Raw genomic sequence first — 16208 nt, 5'->3', positions numbered from 1 at the left:
GAAGCCCGGCTCGAAGCCCGGCCCGACGGCCGGACCGGCACACCAGCCGGGGGCGGGGGCCGGGGGGTGAGAGCCGGAGGGGCGCTACCCGGGCCCGGGTGACAGGATGCGCGGGCTCAGCGCCCCGCAGGGCAGGAGCTCCACCTCCGCGCCCGCGTCCCGCAGATCCGTCAGCACCAGCTCGTCGTACATCAGCAGGCCCGACTGCTCGGGCCAGACCACCGCCCACAGCCACAGCCCGCGGGCCTCGCCCGCGAACACCGCACGGTCCTCGGGGGTGCCGGCCACGTGCCAGAGGGGGGTGGGACGGCCGGCCGCGATCACCTTGGCGTGCGGCGGACCGGATACGTTCAGACCGGCCCCCGGATCAGGGCCGTCGATGCCCGCGTAGCGCGCCCCGAGGCCCACGCCGAGCTCCTCGGCGACGAGCAGCAGCTCCCCGATCCCCCCGAGCGGGCCCGGCCCCGAACAGGCCACCGCGGTGGCCCGGCCGCCGCTGCGGTCGTCCCCGGCCGAGGCGATCCCGGTGAACAGCCAGCCGACCGGCAGCGGCCAGGGCATCCAGACCGGCACCCGGGTGCGGTTCACGACCACGCCGAGGCCTTCGACGCTGGGCGGGAGGATGGGCTGCAAGGGGTGGACGGGGCCGTGCACCGTGCACTGCCAGGAGTCGGCGAAAAGTCCGGGCGCCCTGACCCGGCCACCGCACTTCGGGCAACTCGGTTCACCCCTCATAAGAAGCCACGTTCCTCCCCGGCCGGGGCCGCGTCAAGGGACGATCACCCGTCCGGAGGCGATCCGTACCCCCGCCGGCGGGGGTCAGTCCAGGGCGACCGAGCCGCGGCGCGGATCGCGCAGGTCCGTGCCGCGCGCCAGCCAGCGTTCCTGAAGGGCCGCCGCACCGTGCACCCGCTTCCAGGCGGCCTCGTTGGCGGTCATCGGCAGCAGCGGGAGGAAGCGGACCGGATCCATCGGCTCGTCGAGGTCCAGATCCGCCACCAGTCCACCGGGCTCGGCAACCAGTACGGAGCCGAACGGCGCCCCGGGCCACAGCGGTTCACCCAGGTCCAGCGAGGCACCGGGGGCCACGACCAGCCCCTCCACCTGCGGGGTGGCGGCGAGGACGGCCAGCGGGCGGAGCACCTTGTCGGTCTCCGCGAGGCCGGCCCGCACGGTCAGCACCAGTTCGGCGCGGGGCCCGCGCACGGGGTCGGCGACCACGGCGGTCGGGTCGGCCATCGGCTGCGCCGCCATGCCGAGGGTGGCGTACCGGACAAGGGCCCCGCCCTCGTCGGACGCCCGGAACCGGAGCACCTCGATGCGGTCGGTGCCAAGGAAGGTGACGGCCGCCCGGGCATCGGGTTCACCCAGTGCGGTGCGCAGCCGGGCTTCGACGAGAGCCAGAAGATCTGCCATGGAGCGAGCATAGAACTCATATGGGGTGGGTAAAACCAGGGCTTTGACCATCTGTCGGCTGATAGTGTTGACCGCTGGACAGGACATCCCCCACGGGGGACCGGCCGGAGGAGGTGGGGCTGCGGTGGATCGAAGTCGATCGTGCAGTACCGGCCCCAGCCACACTCCCCGTCGTCCTGTTCCTTCCGCGCGCCGCCGGTAGTCACCGGCTCGTGCCCCGCGGAGGGCCTCCCACCCGCACGGCCCGCAGCCGTGCGAAGGAGCCTGCCATGTCGATGATCCGTGACCTGCGCGCAGCCGTGCGCCCCTCGCTGCGCAAGTCCACCCCCGTCCAGCCCGGGTACGACACCACCCGCGACCCCTCGGCGACCAGCGCGGTCGTCGACTGCGCGGTGTACCGCGACGGCCGCCGACTGCCCAAGACCGCGTGCCCCACCCCGCGTGCGGCCATGCGCGAGGTGCGCCGGGACGGCGGCTTCACCTGGATCGGCCTCCACGAGCCGACCGAGGCCGAATTCGCCGGCATCGCCGCCGAGTTCGGACTGCACCCGCTGGCCGTGGAAGATGCGGTGCACGCACACCAGCGGCCGAAGCTGGAGCGCTACGACGACACCCTGTTCGCCGTCTTCAAGACCATCCACTACGTCGAACATGACGAACTCACCGCCACCAGCGAGGTCGTGGAGACCGGCGAGGTGATGTGTTTCAGCGGCCGGGACTTCGTCATCACCGTCCGGCACGGCGGCCAGGGCTCGCTCAAGGGACTGCGGCACCGGCTGGAGGACGAGCCGGAGCTGCTCGCCAAGGGCCCCTCGGCGGTGCTGCACTCGATCGCCGACCACGTGGTCGACGGCTACATCGCGGTCGCGGCGGCCGTGCAGGACGACATCGACCTGGTGGAGAGCGAGGTCTTCGCGGCCCCGGCCGGCAAGGGCGGGCCGCGCGGGGCCGACGCCGGACGGATCTACCAGCTCAAGCGCGAGGTGCTGGAGTTCAAGCGGGCGGTGTCCCCGCTGATGCGGCCGATGGAGCTGCTCAGCGAGCGGCCGATGCGGCTGGTGGACCCGGACATCCAGAAGTACTTCCGGGACGTGGCCGACCACCTGGCCCGGGTCCACGAGCAGGTCATCGGCTTCGACGAGCTGCTGAACTCGATCCTCCAGGCGAACCTGGCGCAGGCGACGGTGGCGCAGAACGAGGACATGCGCAAGATCACCTCATGGGCGGCGATCATCGCGGTGCCGACCATGATCTGCGGTGTGTACGGGATGAACTTCGATCACATGCCCGAGCTCCAGTGGAAGTACGGCTATCCGATGGTGATGGCCTCGATCGTCGGCATCTGTTTCACCATCCACCGGGCCCTGCGCCGCAACGGCTGGTTGTAGGGGTGGGGCGGTGGACCGCCTTTCCGCCGCCTACCCTGTGCGCATGACTCTCAGCGCACTCGAGCTGGCCCTCGTCGAGGAGGCCACCAAGAAGTCCGGCCTCATCTGGGTCCGGGGCACCGGGCCCGACCGGGGGCTCTGGCACGCCTGGGTGGACGGGGCCGCGCACGTGCTGGGCGACGGGCCCGGCGAGCAGCCGTTCCCGGGGCTGGCGGACGGTGCCGCCGCCGAGGTGACCGTACGGAGCAAGGACAAGGGCGGCCGGCTGGTGGCCTGGACGGCCCGGGTGCGGCAGCTGGAGCCGGGCAGCGAGGCCTGGGAGGCGGCGGCGGCCGAGCTCAAGACCAAGCGGCTGAACGCGCCCGACTCCGAGACGATGACCGAGCGCTGGGCCCGCGAGTGCCGGCTGCTGCGGCTGGAGCCGGAGGCCGCCCATACGGAGCTGCCCGACGGCTCGCACGCCGCCGCGCCGCTGCCGTCGCCGGGGATCACCCGCCGGCCGGTGCCGGCGGCGCTGCCGAAGCTGCTGCTGAAGCGGAAGAAGCGCGGGGCCTAGCCCTGGCCGGGGTCCGCGCCCTGGCCGGAGCCGGAGCCGCCCGAACCGGAGCCGCCCGAACCGGCTCCGGAGCCGGTGCCCTTGGTGGTGGGCAGCTGGGAGCCGTAGTCCACGGTCTGGTCCTCCGGCGGCGCCTCGATCTGGAACGTGGTGCCCCAGTCGGCGAGTTCCACCGTGCCCGCGCCGCCCGCCCGCTCCATCCGCACCGGGTACGGGGTGCCCTCCAGGGAGACGGCCAGCTTGCCGCCCGCCCCCTTGTCGGCCGTGACCGAGATCGTGCGGGTCGGGCCGACCTTCGCGTAGGGGCCCTTGTCGAGCTTGCCGTCCAGGCCGAGCAGCCCGTCCAGCAGCACGTCCATGTCGGTGAACCCGCGCAGCTGCTTGTAGGAGGGGTCGCCCTCGGGGACCTTCACGAACTTGTCGCCGAGCTTGCCGGCCGCCTCGGACTGCCCCCAGAACGCGGCGTCCGCCTTCAGGTAGAGCTGCTCACCCACCCGGAGCAGCTGGAAGGTGTTCTCCTGCGACTTCACCTCGCCGGAACCGCCGTCCGACTTGAGGCGCATGTCGATGGTGAAGGTCTTCCCGCCGCTGACGACCCTCCCGGACAGCCGGACCGAATCGGCGGCGGTCGCGGCGTCCCGCGCCTTGTCCTCGATCTGGTCGGCGGACAGCTTGCCGACCCCGTTGGTGCCCTTGTCGGGATCGGGCTCTTCCCCGCAGCCCGTGGCGGCGACGGCGAGGCCGACACACAGGGCACCGACACCGGCGGCGCGGCGCAGCCGTGCAACAGGGAAACACGCGGTCACGGGCGGATGCCTCTCGTCGTCGTTGGCGGGCAGCAGGCAGCGTACCCGGCCCCGATCCGCCTCCCGGGTCCGGGCGGACCGCCCCACCAGCGCGGTTCCTCGCGGCACGGGCTAGCCTGAGGCTCGGAACCGGAGGATGTGAACGCACCAGGAGGCGCTCGGATGGCTGGAAGCGCCCCTCGGATCTTTGTCTCGCATCTGTCGGGTGTACCCGTCTTCGACCCCAACGGCGACCAGGTGGGCCGGGTCCGCGACCTGGTCGCGATGCTGCGCGTCGGCGGCCGGCCGCCCCGGCTGCTGGGCCTGGTGGTGGAGGTGGTCAGCCGCCGGCGGATCTTCCTCCCCATGACCCGGGTGACGGGCGTGGAGTCCGGCCAGGTCATCACCACCGGTGTCATCAACCTGCGGCGGTTCGAGCAGCGTCCCACCGAACGGCTGGTCCTGGGCGAGCTGCTGGACCGCCGGGTGAAGCTGGTCGCCACCGGCGAGGAGGTCACCGTCGTGGACGTGGCCATCCAGCAGCTGCCGGCCCGCCGCGACTGGGAGATCGACCGGATCTTCGTACGGAAGGGCAAGGCGGGTGCGCTGCGCCGCCGTGGCGAGGCGCTGACCGTGGAGTGGTCGGCGGTCACCGGTTTCTCGCTGGAGGAGCACGGGCAGGGCGCCGAGAGCCTGGTCGCCACCTTCGAGCAGATGCGGCCGGCCGACCTGGCGAACGTCCTGCACCACCTGACGCCGAAGCGGCGGGCCGAGGTCGCCAACGCCCTCGACGACGACCGGCTCGCGGACGTCCTGGAGGAGCTGCCGGAGGACGACCAGATCGAGATCCTGGGCAAGCTGAAGGAGGAGCGGGCCGCCGACGTCCTGGAGGCGATGGACCCCGACGATGCGGCCGACCTGCTGTCCGAGCTGCCGGAGGACGACCAGGAGCGGCTGCTGACGCTGATGCAGCCGGAGGACGCGGCCGATGTGCGGCGTCTGCTGTCGTACGAGGAGAACACCGCGGGCGGTCTGATGACCACCGAGCCGATCGTGCTGCGGCCGGACGCCACGGTGGCGGACGCCCTCGCCCGGGTCCGGCAGGCCGACCTCTCCCCCGCGCTGGCCGCGCAGGTGTATGTGTGCCGGCCGCCGGACGAGACCCCGACCGGCAAGTACCTGGGCACGGTGCACTTCCAGCGGCTGCTGCGGGATCCCCCGTTCACCCTGGTCAGCTCGATCGTGGACACCGACCTGCCGCCGCTGCGGCCGGACGCCTCGCTGCCGGCCGTGACCAGCTACCTCGCCGCGTACAACATGGTGGCGGTGCCGGTGGTCGACGAGAGCGGCTCACTGCTGGGCGCGGTGACCGTGGACGATGTACTGGACCACCTGCTGCCGGACGACTGGCGCGAGACCGACTTCCACTCGGAGGAGACCGTGCGTGGGCACTGAACGCAGCCCCCGTAGGGACGGACAGCGGGAGCAGGGGCGCGAGAGCCGCCGGGAGGCGCTGCGGGAGCGGCGCGAGGCGGCGCGCCGCCATGCCCGCGCGCACGGGCTCGCGGACCGGGCGCGGTCGGAGGAGGGCGCCGAGCGGGCCGAGCGGACGAAGTCCTCGTTCGCGGCCGGCGAGCGCACCGGGTCCAGCGCGCTGACCCGGTCGCGGGCCCGGCTGGACCTGCCGCGGCCGGCCCGGCGGCGGCTGCTGCCCGAGTACGACCCGGAGGCCTTCGGCCGGGTCTCGGAGAAGATCGCCCGGTTCCTCGGCACCGGCCGGTTCATCGTGTGGATGACCCTGGTCATCATCGTCTGGGTGCTGTGGAACATCTTCGCGCCGGCCGGACTGCGGTTCGACGAGTACCCGTTCATCTTCCTGACCCTGGCGCTGTCGCTGCAGGCCTCGTACGCCGCTCCGCTGATCCTGCTCGCGCAGAACCGGCAGGACGACCGGGACCGCGTCAACCTGGAGCAGGACCGCAAGCAGAACGAGCGGTCGATCGCGGACACGGAGTACCTGACCCGGGAGATCGCGGCGCTGCGGATGGGCCTGGGCGAGGTCGCGACACGCGACTGGATCAGGTCCGAGTTCCAGGATCTGATCAAGGAGATGGACGAGCGGCGTCTATTCCCGCTCGAGAGTGACGAAGGCGACCGCTAGCGCTCTTTCCCGGGGCCCGCTACCGGGCCGTACCATCGGGGCATGGCTACCGACACAAGCTCCGCCGCCGCCGTGCCCGGGCAGGACGCGATCCTGGACGCGCTGGCGACGGTGAACGACCCCGAGATCCACCGGCCGATCACCGAGCTCGGCATGGTCAAATCGGTGGAGGTCGGCGACGGCGGTGCGGTCGCCGTCACGGTCTACCTGACGGTGTCGGGCTGTCCCATGCGCGAGACCATCACCAAGAACGTCACGGACGCCGTTGCGAAGGTCCCGGGCGTGACCTCGGTCGCCGTCACCCTGGACGTGATGAGCGACGAGCAGCGCAAGGAGCTGGCCGCCGCGCTGCGCGGCGGTACCGCCGAGCGCGAGGTGCCCTTCGCCAAGCCGGGCTCGCTGACCCGGGTGTATGCGGTGGCCTCCGGAAAGGGCGGCGTCGGCAAGTCCTCGGTGACGGTCAACCTGGCCGCGGCGATGGCCGCCGACGGGCTGAAGGTCGGCGTGGTCGACGCGGACATCTACGGCCACAGCGTGCCGCGCATGCTGGGCGTGGAGGGCCGGCCCACCCAGGTCGAGAACATGATCATGCCGCCGTCGGCGAACGGCGTGAAGGTCATCTCCATCGGGATGTTCACCCCGGGCAATGCGCCGGTGGTGTGGCGCGGTCCGATGCTGCACCGGGCGCTCCAGCAGTTCCTGGCGGACGTGTTCTGGGGTGACCTGGACGTGCTGCTGCTGGACCTGCCGCCGGGCACCGGTGACATCGCGATCTCGGTGGCCCAGCTGGTGCCGAACGCGGAGATCCTGGTCGTCACCACTCCGCAGCAGGCGGCTGCCGAGGTCGCGGAGCGGGCGGGCTCGATCGCCGTGCAGACCCACCAGAAGATCGTCGGCGTGGTCGAGAACATGTCCGGGCTGCCGTGCCCGCACTGCGACGAGATGGTCGACGTGTTCGGGACGGGCGGCGGCCAGCTGGTCGCGGACGGCCTGACGAAGACGACCGGCGCGACGGTGCCGGTGCTGGGGCAGATCCCGATCGACGTGCGGCTGCGGGAGGGCGGGGACAACGGCGAGCCGGTGGTCCTGGCGGACCCCGACTCCCCGGCGGGTTCGGCGCTCCGGGCGATCGCCGGCAAGCTCGGCGGTCGCGCGCGCGGCCTGGCCGGCATGTCCCTGGGCATCACCCCCCGCAACAAGTTCTGACGAACCGGTTGTGGGCATTCGTTCCGCAGGGCGGAACGGGTGGGCACACCGGAACGCGCACCCGCAGGGACCGCGCAGCGTGTAAGGCCACCGCCGCCAGGCGGTGGCCTTCGCTGTACCCGGGGGTGCGGAGCACGCTGCGCGGCCGGTGCGGGCCGTCGTGCCGTGTGCCCACCCGTGCCGTCCCAGCGGCACGACTGCCCACACGGCGGTCTACGCGTACGCCGCCAAGTCGCCAGCCTTCGCAAACGCCAGACCGTACGCGCTCATCCCCCGCCCGTACGCCCCCAGGTGGACCCCCGCCTCGGTGGAGCCGGCCAGGACCCAGCCGAACTCGGACTCGCGGTAGTGGAACGGTGTCGGCACCCCGTCCACCGGCAGGGACAGCGTCGACCAGTCCGGCCCCGCCAGGTCGTCCGCCAGCTCCCAGGCCGCCTCGGTCTGCTGGTCCAGCCAGTCGTTCCGCAGGTTGTGGTCCATCTGGCCCGGCCAGGAGAACGCCAGCAGCCCGGAGCCGGCCAGCCAGGCCGCCGAGGAGACCGAGGTGGCCTCCAGGACACCGGTGCCGTCCCCGCTGCGGCGCAGCGGGTTGCTGGCGACCGTGACGACCACCGCGAACCGCTCCTTCTCGCCGGTCGCGATCTCGCCCCGGACGGAGGGCTCGTCGCCGTGCCCGACGGAGCCGTGCTCCACGGTGCCGTCGGCGGCCGTGCCCAGCTGCATCAGCCAGCGCGGCCCGGTGAACGCCTCGTCCAGCCCGTACCAGGGGAACTCGGCCTTCAGGTAGTTGGGTACGGCGCGCCGGGCGACCGGGACGGGCTGCGGTCCGCCGTGTTCCTGTTCCGCTGCGGGGCTGGGCGTGGGGGCCGGTGCCGAGGCGGTCTCCTCGGCGGCGGGCTGAACCCCGACCCGGCTACTGCTGGTGGTCTCCATCTGCGGCCTCTCGTTCCGTGGGATCCGGAACATCCCGCCCCCCTCGGGCGTCCTGCATCCGGACAGATGGAGAGAATAGCCACCCGGCCCGCTCTGACCCGGCAGGCCGCGGCGGAGGAGACTCAGGTGGCGTCTGCGTCGAACGGGGTGCGCTGCTCCGCCGCGGGCACCGCGGGCTTCTTCAGCAGGTCGGGGGCGCCGGTCGTACCGGAAGCGGCGGTCGCACCCGTGGCGGTCACACCGGCGGCGGTCTCCGGCTCCTTGCCGTTGACGGCGTCGGTGACCTCGCCCAGCTCCTTGCGCAGGTCGAAGCTGGTGCGGATGTCCTTCAGATCCTCGTTCTCGGTCAGCTGCTTGCGGATGAAGGTCTTGGGGTTCAGGTCCTCGAACTCGAAGTCCTTGAAATCCGGTCCGAGCTCCGAGCGGATGTCTTCCTTGGCGCTGTCCGAGAACGCGCGGACCTTGCGGATGAATCCGGTGACGTCCTGGATGACCTTGGGCAGCTTGTCCGGGCCGAAGATGAGAATGGCGAGCACCACGATGGTGACCAGCTCAAGGCCGCCTATGTCGTTGAACACCTTGCCGCTCCTCGGCTCTCATCCATCGGGCCTCGACAACGGTACCCGCCGTTCTCCGCCGAATGACACCTCGCTCCCTCATTAACTCACTCGTCATGAGCCGTTCGCCGAACCGAGGACGAGTTCCAGAGTGCGTTCCCGCCCGTCGCGCAGCACGGTCAGCCGGAGCGGGTCGCCGGGCCGGTGCGCCCGGACCTTGATGATCAGTTCGTCCCCGCCGTGCACCCGCTGTCCGTCCACCCTGGTGATCACGTCGCCGGGCAGGATCCCGGCCCGGTCGGCCGGGCCGTCGGCGATGACGGCCGACTTTCCGTCCTCGGTCCGGGTGCCGACCTTGGCGCCGTCTCCCGAGTACTGCATGTCGAGGGTGACCCCGATGACGGGGTGGGTGGCCCGGCCGGTGCGGATCAGCTCCTCGGCGACCCGCTTGCCCTGGTTGATGGGGATCGCGAAGCCCAGTCCGATGCTGCCGCCCTGCCGGGCCCCGTTCCGGCCGCCGTCCCCGCTCTCCTCGGCTCCGCGGATGGCGCTGTTGATGCCGATCACATGGGCCCGGCTGTCGAGCAGCGGCCCGCCGGAGTTGCCGGGGTTGATGGGGGCGTCGGTCTGCAGGGCGTCGACGTAGCTGATGTCGCTGCCGTCGCCCTTGTCCCCGCCGGCGGTGATGGGCCGGCCGGTGGCGCTGATGATCCCGGCGGTGACGGTGTTGGAGAGGTCGAAGGGGGCTCCGATGGCCACCACCGGGTCGCCGACCCGGACGTTCTCGGAGTTGCCGAGGGCCAGCGGGCTGAGGCCCTTGACCCCGTCGACCTTGACGACCGCGAGGTCGTAGCCGGTGTCCCGGCCGACCAGGGTGGCGGCCACGCTCTCGCCGGTGCTGAAGGTGACGAATATCTGCTTGGCGCCGGCCACCACATGGTTGTTGGTGAGGATGTGGCCGTTGCGGTCGAGGACGAAGCCGGTGCCGGTGCCGCCGCTGCCTCCGCCGCTGACGTGCAGGGTGACCACCCCGGGCAGTGCGGTGGCCGCGATCCCGGCCACGCTGGTGGGGGCCCGCCGGCCGCTCTCCGGGCCGGCCTGCGGGAGTTCCAGCCGGGTGGAGGCCTGGCGCTCGGCCAGGACGCCCGCATAGCCGCCGACACCGCCGGCCAGCAGGGCGATGCCGATACCGCCGACGGCCACCGTCCAGCGGCGGCGCGGGCGGGCCGGTGCGGCGTCGAAGATCTGCAGCGGGGCTTCTTGCCAGGGGTCGTAGCGGGGGCCCGGTACGACGGGCTGCGTGCCGGTGGCCTCGCCGGCCGGACCGGCCTGCCCGCCACCGGGCTCATGGCCACCGGACTCCGGGCCGGGCTGCTGCGGCCCGACCGGCCCCTGCCCCGGCTCCGCGCGGTCCGGCGCCGGCCCGGCAGGCCGGCTCCACCACCGGGGAGCCTGCTGGGTCGCGTCGGTCGCCTGGTTGTCGGACATGGGTTCTCCCCGCATACGTCGTGCACCGCCCGGCGGCCCGTCTGCGGAGGATTCAACCAGGTCCGCCCGGCCGCGCGGGGCCTCTTCCACGGCCCCGCGTCCGGCCGGCCGCCGGGTCAGCGCGTCAGCGAGACCGGGCGGTGCGAGGGTGCCGCGGGCGTCGGCGCGGGCTGCGCCGGATGGCCGGCCGGACGCCAGCCGGCCACCAGGGAGGGGCTCGGCTGGCGGGTGCGGACGACCGCATCGCTCACCGGTACGGCGCCGCCGGTCACCCCGGGACGGGCCGCGGGGGTGACACTCGCGCCGCCCTCGCCCCGGGCATTCGGTTCGACCCGGGGTTCCATGGGCAGCGTGCCGCCGAGCGCGATGGCCGCCAGCGAGACCGCACCCGCGGCCACGAAGGCGAAGCGGCGCCGGGGCCGGCCCACCTCATGGACGGGAAAGCCCGGCCGGCGCTGCGATACGGGCGGCGCGGTCGGGAGGACGAACCCGAAAGGGTCCGCACCCGGGGGGCCCTGCACACCCGGCGCACCCGGCAGGCCCATCACACCCGGTGCGCCCGGTCCGCCGGGCTGGCCCGGCAGGCCCTGCAGGCGGGCCAGCAGCCCGGCCGACGGGGCGGGCGGCGCACTCTCCACGAACAAGGTCTTCAGGCGCCGCTGCGCATCCGCCTCGGCCTTGCAACGGCCGCAGGTCGCCAGGTGCGCGAGCACCCGCTCGCGCGCGTCATGGCTCAGCTCCCCGTCGACGAGGGCGGCGAGCCGGTCGCCGAGGTGCTGTTCCGCCGGTGACGGCGAGGGACTGGCTCCGCTCACTCGGTCCCGCCTCCTCCCCCGACTCCGCCGCCGACCCCCGCCAGCGCACGCTGCTCCGCGCGGGCCTCGGGAGACCGGTGCTTGAGCGCCTTGCGGAGGTGGGAACGGCCCCGGTGGATACGGCTGCGCACGGTGCCGAGCTTCACGCCGAGGGTGGCGGCGATCTCCTCGTACGACAGTCCTTCGATGTCGCAGAGCACCACGGCCGCACGGAACTCGGGGGCGAGGGTATCGAGCGCCTGCTGGACGTCCGCGTCGAAGTGGGTGTCGTGCAGCACCTGCTGCGGGGAGGGCTCACGGCTCGGCAGCCGCTCGGCGGCGTCGTCGGCGAGCGCGTCGAACCGGATCCGCTGCTTGCGGCGGACCATGTCCAGGAAGAGGTTGGTGGTGATGCGGTGCAACCAGCCCTCGAAGGTGCCGGGCGTGTAGGTGGACAGCGACCGGAAGACCCGGACGAAGACCTCCTGGGTGAGGTCTTCGGCATCGTGCTGGTTGCCCGTCAGGCGGTATGCGAGACGGTAGACACGGGCGCTGTGCGTGCTGACGATCTCCTCCCAACTGGGAGGGGTCCACGCCTGTGAGCCCGCATCGGCGGCAAAGGTCGCGGTGGTTGCGGTGGCGGCGGTGTGGAAGCGGTCAGCATTGTCGGTCACGGATTTCGGCTCACCCGCCGACCAGAAGAGACGTCTCAGGACGCCTCCACGATCCACAGGCGCAGCCGCACCTCCCCTATCGGCTCTGGTGGAGTCCAGTGGAGCCCCTACCATAGCCACCCCCTCCGTCAGCTCCGGATAAGTGTTTTTGCCCGAACTTTGCACGGGCGGTGGGCGCCGCACGCCCTCACCCCTCCCAACGCCCGGTCCCATCTGCGGGTTCCCGCGGCCAACGGATACAGTCACCGTTGCGCCAACTAAGGGGACAGGAGAGGGTCATTACCGGCAACCGGCAGACGAGCTGGGCGTTCGCCGACGCGTTTGTCGCCGAGGACGACGCTCTGCGGTGGGCCCGCGACCGGTCCAGGGAAGCGGGCCTGCGGGCCGTCTCCCCGGGCACCGGGGCCGTGCTGCGCCTGCTGGCCGCCACCGCGGACGCCAAGGCGGTCGCGGAGATCGGCACCGGTACCGGGGTCTCCGGCATCCACCTGCTGCACGGCATGCGCCCGGACGGGGTGCTGACCACCGTCGACCCCGAGCCCGACCGGCAGGCCTTCGCCCGGCAGGCCTTCCGGGCCGCGGGCTTCGCCGGCAACCGGGCCCGCTTCATCCCCGGCCGCGCCCTCGACGTCCTGCCCCGGCTCGCCGACGGCGGGTACGACCTCGTCTTCTGCGACGGCGACCCCTGCGAGTCGCTGGACTACCTCGCTGAATCGTTGCGCCTGCTGCGGCCGGGCGGTCTGGTCTGCTTCGAAGGGGTCTTCGCGGACGGCCGTACGGTCGACTCCACCGCCCAGGAGACCGAGGTGCTCCGGGTCCGCGAGCTGCTCCGCACGGTCCGCGAGAGCCCGGCCCTGGAGTCCGCCCTGCTGCCGGTGGGCGACGGCCTGCTCTGCGCCGTCCGCCGCTGACCCGGCGCCCGCAGGCCGCAGGCCGCAGGTACAGACAGCACTGCCCCGGTCGCACGGAGCGACCGGGGCAGTACCGGAATCTTTAACGGAGAAGTACGAGCGTCGGCGTCAGCCGACGACCTTCTTCAGGGCGTCACCCAGGGCGTCGGCCTCGTCCGGGGTCAGCTCGACCACGAGCCGACCGCCGCCTTCGAGCGGTACGCGCATGACGATGCCCCGCCCCTCCTTGGTCACCTCGAGCGGGCCGTCGCCCGTCCGCGGCTTCATGGCCGCCATGCTCGTTCCCCTTCCTGAAACCAGCTCATCGTCAGCCGACGGCCCCATTCAGGCGCCTGAGACCCGGCATCGAACACATTGCTTCCCAGCCATTATCCCGCATGTCAGGACCCGATGACCAACATCAGCAGGGAACGCTTGGGCAACGCGCTCGACCAAAACCACTCATTTCGGGGATCCGCCTGCGATACTTCGCCACCGCCGCCCGCCTCCCCGGCCCGCATTCTTTGACACACATCACACGACGCCGCCTGCCGGGGCCCGGTCCGGTCCGCCATGCTGACCCGAGCCGATTCGAGCAGACCCGCGACGAAGGGGGACCCCCGCCATGTCCGACAGCGTGCTCTACGAAGTGACCGACGGACTCGCGACGATCACGATCAACCGCCCGGACGCGATGAACGCGATGAACACCGAGGCGAAGGTGGCCCTGCGGGACGCGCTCCAGACGGCCGGCCAGGACACCGCCGTCCGGGCGGTGCTGCTGACCGCGGCCGGCAACCGCGCCTTCTGTGTGGGCCAGGACCTCAAGGAACACGTCGGCAACCTGATCTCGGACCGCGAGACCGGCACCTCGCTGACCATGTCGACCGTCGCCGACCACTACAACCCGATCGTGCGGGCGATCACCGAGATGCCCAAGCCGGTGGTCGCGGGCGTGAACGGGGTCGCGGCGGGCGCCGGATTCGGCTTCGCCCTCGCCGCCGACTTCCGGGTGGTCGCCAACACCGCCTCCTTCAACACCTCCTTCGTCGGGGTGGCGCTGACCGCGGACTCCGGGGTCTCCTGGACCCTGCCCCGCCTGATCGGCGCCTCCCGCGCCAGCGACCTGCTGCTCTTCCCCCGCTCGCTGAAGGCCCAGGAGGCGTACGACCTGGGCATCGCCAACCGCCTGGTCCCCTCGGACGCGCTGGCCGCGGAGGCGGCGGCGGTGGCCCGCACCCTGGCGGACGGCCCCACGGTGGCCTACGCGGCGATCAAGGCCTCGCTGGCCTACGGGGCCTCGCACTCCCTCTCGGACGCCCTGGAGAAGGAGGACGCCCTCCAGACCATGGCCGGTGCCTCCGAGGACCACGCCATCGCCGTGCAGGCCTTCCTCGCCAAGGAGGCCCCGCGCTACCTGGGCCGCTGAGCGCGCTCCGCGCCCTCGCGGGAGGTGCAGGCGGCCAGGTGGTCGTTCACCAGGCCGCACGCCTGCATCAGGGCGTAGGCGGTGGTCGGGCCGACGAAGCGGATCCCGGCCTGCTTCAGCGCCTTCGCCAGGGCGGTGGACTCCGGGGTCACCGCCGGCACCTGGGTGGTGCTCACCGGGGCCGGACCGGGCTCCGCCGGGGCGTGGGACCAGATCAGGGCGTCCAGCTCCCCCGGGGCCCAGCCGGCCAGGACCCGGGCATTGGCCAGGCCGGCCTCGATCTTGGCCCGGTTGCGGATGATGCCGGGGTCGGCCAGCAGCCGCTCCCGGTCCGCCTCGCCGAACCCGGCGACCTCGGCGATCCGGAAACCCGCGAAGGCGGTACGGAAGGCGGCCCGGCGGCGCAGGATCGTCAGCCAGGACAGCCCGGACTGGAAGGCCTCCAGGCACAGCCGCTCGTACAGGGCGTCGTCCCCGTGGACCGGCCGCCCCCACTCCCGGTCGTGGTAGGCGATGTAGTCCTCGGTGGCCAGGGCCCACGGGCAGCGCAGGGCCCCGTCCGGGCCGGCCAGCACGGGGCCGGCCGGGCTCACTCCTCCCCCTTGGTCAGGCTCGGGGCGCCCGGCGCCGGAGCCGGGGGCCGGCCCTGCACCGGGGGCGCCGCCGGGCGGAGCGCGGCCTCGAGCGCGGCGATCCGCTCGTCCCGCCCCGCCAGTTCCGCGGCCAGCCGCGCCAGGGCCTCGTCCACCTCGGCCATCCGGTAGCCGCGCACCGCGACCGGCAGCCGGAGCGCGTCCACGTCGGCGGCGGCCACCGCCCGGTGCTCGGGCAGCCCGTCGGCCACCTGCTCCGGCGCCGCCTCGGCGAGCACCGCCTCCTCGCCGCCCCCGATCACCGCGAGGGTGACCGCGGCGACGACCACGACCAACGCGATCAGCAAGAACCAGAACACGACCGACCACTCTCCAGAGACGGGACACCGACACTGCCTGGGCCCCGATCGTCGCACGGACCCGCGGCGGTTAAGGTCGCAGGCGGACCGTCGAAGGAGGAAACAGGGGATGCTGCGACTGGGCAGGCGTGAATTCGGCACGCATGAACCGGTGATCATGGCGATCGTGAACCGGACCCCGGACTCCTTCTACGACCAGGGCGCCACCTTCCGGGACGAGCCGGCCCTGGACCGGGTCGAGCAGGCGGTGGCCGAGGGCGCCGCGATCATCGACATCGGCGGGGTCAAGGCCGGTCCCGGCGAGCACGTGGACGCGGTCGAGGAGGCCCGGCGTACGGTCGGCTTCGTGGCGGAGGTCCGCCGCCGCCACCCCGATGTGGTGATCAGCGTGGACACCTGGCGGCACGAGGTCGGCGAGGCGGTCTGCGAGGCCGGGGCCGACCTGCTGAACGACGCGTGGGGCGGGGTGGACCCGAAGCTGGCGGAGGTGGCCGCCCGGTACGACGTGGGGCTGGTCTGCACCCACGCGGGCGGGGTCGAGCCGCGAACCCGGCCGCACCGGACCGAGTACGAGGACGTGATGGCGGACATCCTGCGGGTCACGGTGGGGCTGGCGGAGCGGGCGGCGGCCCTGGGGGTCCGCCGGGACGCGATCATGATCGACCCCGGCCACGACTTCGGGAAGAACACCCGCCACTCGCTGGAGGCCACCCGCCGGCTCGGCGAGATGACGGACACCGGCTGGCCGGTGCTCGTCTCGCTGTCCAACAAGGACTTCGTCGGCGAGACCCTGGACATGCCGGTCAAGGAGCGGCTGCTGGGCACGCTCGCCACCACGGCCGTCTCGGCCTGGCTGGGCGCCCAGGTCTACCGGGTCCACGAGGTCGCGGAGACCCGGCAGATCCTGGACATGGTCAGGTCCATCCAGGGCCTGCGGCCCCCGGCGGTGGCCCGCCGGGGACTTGCCTGACGGTGGCTT

At 72.7% G+C, this 16208-nt stretch carries 18 protein-coding genes and 1 pseudogene; 8 read left to right on the top strand and 11 right to left on the bottom strand.

Annotated features, from left to right (window positions below):
• Window positions 1-84: 84 nt before the first annotated feature.
• Together DEJ50_RS21525 and DEJ50_RS21520 are read right to left on the bottom strand one after the other, a co-directional pair.
• The gene (locus tag DEJ50_RS21525; RefSeq protein WP_150209583.1) at window positions 85-735 is read right to left on the bottom strand and encodes a DUF6758 family protein; all 651 of its coding nucleotides are present in this window, start codon (window positions 733-735) and stop codon (window positions 85-87) included.
• An 84-nt stretch (window positions 736-819) separates the two neighbouring features.
• On the bottom strand, window positions 820-1416 hold the full coding sequence (locus DEJ50_RS21520) for a suppressor of fused domain protein (protein WP_150209582.1): 597 nt from the start codon (window positions 1414-1416) through the stop codon (window positions 820-822).
• Between the two features lie 269 nt (window positions 1417-1685).
• Between DEJ50_RS21520 and DEJ50_RS21515 the strand changes: the two genes are divergently transcribed.
• Both DEJ50_RS21515 and DEJ50_RS21510 read left to right on the top strand, forming a co-directional pair.
• Window positions 1686-2804 (top strand): magnesium and cobalt transport protein CorA, encoded by a 1119-nt coding sequence (locus tag DEJ50_RS21515; protein ID WP_150209581.1) that lies wholly within the window; start codon window positions 1686-1688, stop codon window positions 2802-2804.
• A 43-nt stretch (window positions 2805-2847) separates the two neighbouring features.
• Complete coding sequence (locus DEJ50_RS21510) at window positions 2848-3360, top strand: hypothetical protein (protein WP_150209580.1); 513 nt, start codon at window positions 2848-2850, stop codon at window positions 3358-3360.
• Here DEJ50_RS21510 and DEJ50_RS21505 read toward each other — a convergent pair.
• Window positions 3357-4166: a hypothetical protein gene (locus DEJ50_RS21505; RefSeq protein WP_411757687.1), complete on the bottom strand. Its 810-nt coding sequence runs from the start codon at window positions 4164-4166 to the stop codon at window positions 3357-3359. The genes DEJ50_RS21510 and DEJ50_RS21505 overlap by 4 nt on opposite strands.
• A 162-nt stretch (window positions 4167-4328) precedes the next feature.
• On the opposite strand from DEJ50_RS21505, the gene DEJ50_RS21500 reads away from it, so the two are divergent.
• The 3 genes from DEJ50_RS21500 to DEJ50_RS21490 all read left to right on the top strand — a co-directional run bounded on the left by DEJ50_RS21500 (window position 4329) and on the right by DEJ50_RS21490 (window position 7512).
• A complete protein-coding gene (locus DEJ50_RS21500) occupies window positions 4329-5600 on the top strand; it encodes a magnesium transporter MgtE N-terminal domain-containing protein (protein ID WP_150209579.1) in 1272 nt (423 codons plus the stop codon).
• 199 nt (window positions 5601-5799) lie between these two features.
• Entirely contained in the window at window positions 5800-6306 is a 507-nt protein-coding gene (locus DEJ50_RS21495; protein WP_150212274.1) for a DUF1003 domain-containing protein, read from the top strand.
• 42 nt (window positions 6307-6348) lie between these two features.
• Window positions 6349-7512 carry an Mrp/NBP35 family ATP-binding protein gene (locus DEJ50_RS21490; RefSeq protein ID WP_150209578.1) on the top strand — a complete coding sequence of 388 codons (1164 nt, stop codon included), beginning with the start codon at window positions 6349-6351 and terminating at the stop codon, window positions 7510-7512.
• Between the two features lie 213 nt (window positions 7513-7725).
• Here DEJ50_RS21490 and DEJ50_RS21485 read toward each other — a convergent pair whose 3' ends face one another.
• From DEJ50_RS21485 to sigE, 5 genes and pseudogenes are all read right to left on the bottom strand, one after another.
• Entirely contained in the window at window positions 7726-8445 is a 720-nt protein-coding gene (locus tag DEJ50_RS21485; RefSeq protein ID WP_150209577.1) for a hypothetical protein, read from the bottom strand.
• A gap of 122 nt (window positions 8446-8567) precedes the next feature.
• Complete coding sequence (locus DEJ50_RS21480; protein WP_150209576.1) at window positions 8568-9023, bottom strand: sec-independent translocase; 456 nt, start codon at window positions 9021-9023, stop codon at window positions 8568-8570.
• 93 nt (window positions 9024-9116) lie between these two features.
• Window positions 9117-10418: pseudogene (locus DEJ50_RS21475) on the bottom strand (S1C family serine protease); the annotation flags it as partial.
• A 188-nt stretch (window positions 10419-10606) separates the two neighbouring features.
• Window positions 10607-11305, bottom strand: a complete 699-nt coding sequence (locus tag DEJ50_RS21470) for an anti-sigma factor family protein (RefSeq protein ID WP_150209574.1) — start codon at window positions 11303-11305, stop codon at window positions 10607-10609.
• A complete protein-coding gene (gene sigE, locus DEJ50_RS21465; protein ID WP_150209573.1) occupies window positions 11302-12072 on the bottom strand; it encodes an RNA polymerase sigma factor SigE in 771 nt (256 codons plus the stop codon). Before sigE ends, DEJ50_RS21470 begins: the two co-directional genes overlap by 4 nt.
• Window positions 12073-12206: 134 nt before the next feature.
• On the opposite strand from sigE, the gene DEJ50_RS21460 reads away from it, so the two are divergent.
• Window positions 12207-12869, top strand: coding sequence for an O-methyltransferase (locus DEJ50_RS21460; RefSeq protein ID WP_150209572.1), 663 nt, complete (start codon window positions 12207-12209; stop codon window positions 12867-12869).
• A gap of 108 nt (window positions 12870-12977) precedes the next feature.
• On the opposite strand, the gene DEJ50_RS21455 is transcribed toward DEJ50_RS21460, so the two are convergent.
• Entirely contained in the window at window positions 12978-13145 is a 168-nt protein-coding gene (locus tag DEJ50_RS21455) for a DUF3117 domain-containing protein (RefSeq protein WP_003966491.1), read from the bottom strand.
• Window positions 13146-13473: 328 nt separating this feature from the next.
• Here DEJ50_RS21455 and DEJ50_RS21450 point away from each other — a divergent pair, with 328 nt between their 5' ends.
• Window positions 13474-14277 (top strand): enoyl-CoA hydratase/isomerase family protein, encoded by an 804-nt coding sequence (locus DEJ50_RS21450; RefSeq protein WP_150209571.1) that lies wholly within the window; start codon window positions 13474-13476, stop codon window positions 14275-14277.
• Here DEJ50_RS21450 and DEJ50_RS21445 read toward each other — a convergent pair.
• Both DEJ50_RS21445 and DEJ50_RS21440 read right to left on the bottom strand, forming a co-directional pair.
• The gene (locus DEJ50_RS21445; RefSeq protein ID WP_317852557.1) at window positions 14262-14870 is read right to left on the bottom strand and encodes a DNA-3-methyladenine glycosylase I; all 609 of its coding nucleotides are present in this window, start codon (window positions 14868-14870) and stop codon (window positions 14262-14264) included. The genes DEJ50_RS21450 and DEJ50_RS21445 overlap by 16 nt on opposite strands.
• Window positions 14867-15229, bottom strand: coding sequence for a DivIVA domain-containing protein (locus tag DEJ50_RS21440; RefSeq protein WP_223837862.1), 363 nt, complete (start codon window positions 15227-15229; stop codon window positions 14867-14869). Before DEJ50_RS21440 ends, DEJ50_RS21445 begins: the two co-directional genes overlap by 4 nt.
• Window positions 15230-15338: 109 nt before the next feature.
• Here DEJ50_RS21440 and folP point away from each other — a divergent pair, with 109 nt between their 5' ends.
• Window positions 15339-16199, top strand: a complete 861-nt coding sequence (folP, locus tag DEJ50_RS21435) for a dihydropteroate synthase (RefSeq protein WP_150209569.1) — start codon at window positions 15339-15341, stop codon at window positions 16197-16199.
• Window positions 16200-16208 lie beyond the last annotated feature (9 nt).

Origin of the sequence: Streptomyces venezuelae (assembly GCF_008642295.1) — a bacterium.
Lineage (GTDB): Bacteria > Actinomycetota > Actinomycetes > Streptomycetales > Streptomycetaceae > Streptomyces > Streptomyces venezuelae_C.
Note: the sequence above shows the minus strand (reverse complement) of the source record. Positions and strands in the feature narration are given on the sequence as shown.

Bases quoted from the DNA above. Each gene is read 5' to 3' on its own strand.
- DEJ50_RS21490 (WP_150209578.1), top strand. From the start codon at position 6,349: ATGGCTACCGACACAAGCTCCGCCGCCGCCGTGCCCGGGCAGGACGCG.
- sigE (WP_150209573.1), bottom strand. From the start codon at position 12,072: ATGGTAGGGGCTCCACTGGACTCCACCAGAGCCGATAGGGGAGGTGCG.
- DEJ50_RS21455 (WP_003966491.1), bottom strand. From the start codon at position 13,145: ATGGCGGCCATGAAGCCGCGGACGGGCGACGGCCCGCTCGAGGTGACC.
- DEJ50_RS21510 (WP_150209580.1), top strand. From the start codon at position 2,848: ATGACTCTCAGCGCACTCGAGCTGGCCCTCGTCGAGGAGGCCACCAAG.
- DEJ50_RS21500 (WP_150209579.1), top strand. From the start codon at position 4,329: ATGGCTGGAAGCGCCCCTCGGATCTTTGTCTCGCATCTGTCGGGTGTA.
- folP (WP_150209569.1), top strand. From the start codon at position 15,339: ATGCTGCGACTGGGCAGGCGTGAATTCGGCACGCATGAACCGGTGATC.
- DEJ50_RS21520 (WP_150209582.1), bottom strand. From the start codon at position 1,416: ATGGCAGATCTTCTGGCTCTCGTCGAAGCCCGGCTGCGCACCGCACTG.
- DEJ50_RS21515 (WP_150209581.1), top strand. From the start codon at position 1,686: ATGTCGATGATCCGTGACCTGCGCGCAGCCGTGCGCCCCTCGCTGCGC.
- DEJ50_RS21450 (WP_150209571.1), top strand. From the start codon at position 13,474: ATGTCCGACAGCGTGCTCTACGAAGTGACCGACGGACTCGCGACGATC.
- DEJ50_RS21525 (WP_150209583.1), bottom strand. From the start codon at position 735: ATGAGGGGTGAACCGAGTTGCCCGAAGTGCGGTGGCCGGGTCAGGGCG.
- DEJ50_RS21485 (WP_150209577.1), bottom strand. From the start codon at position 8,445: ATGGAGACCACCAGCAGTAGCCGGGTCGGGGTTCAGCCCGCCGCCGAG.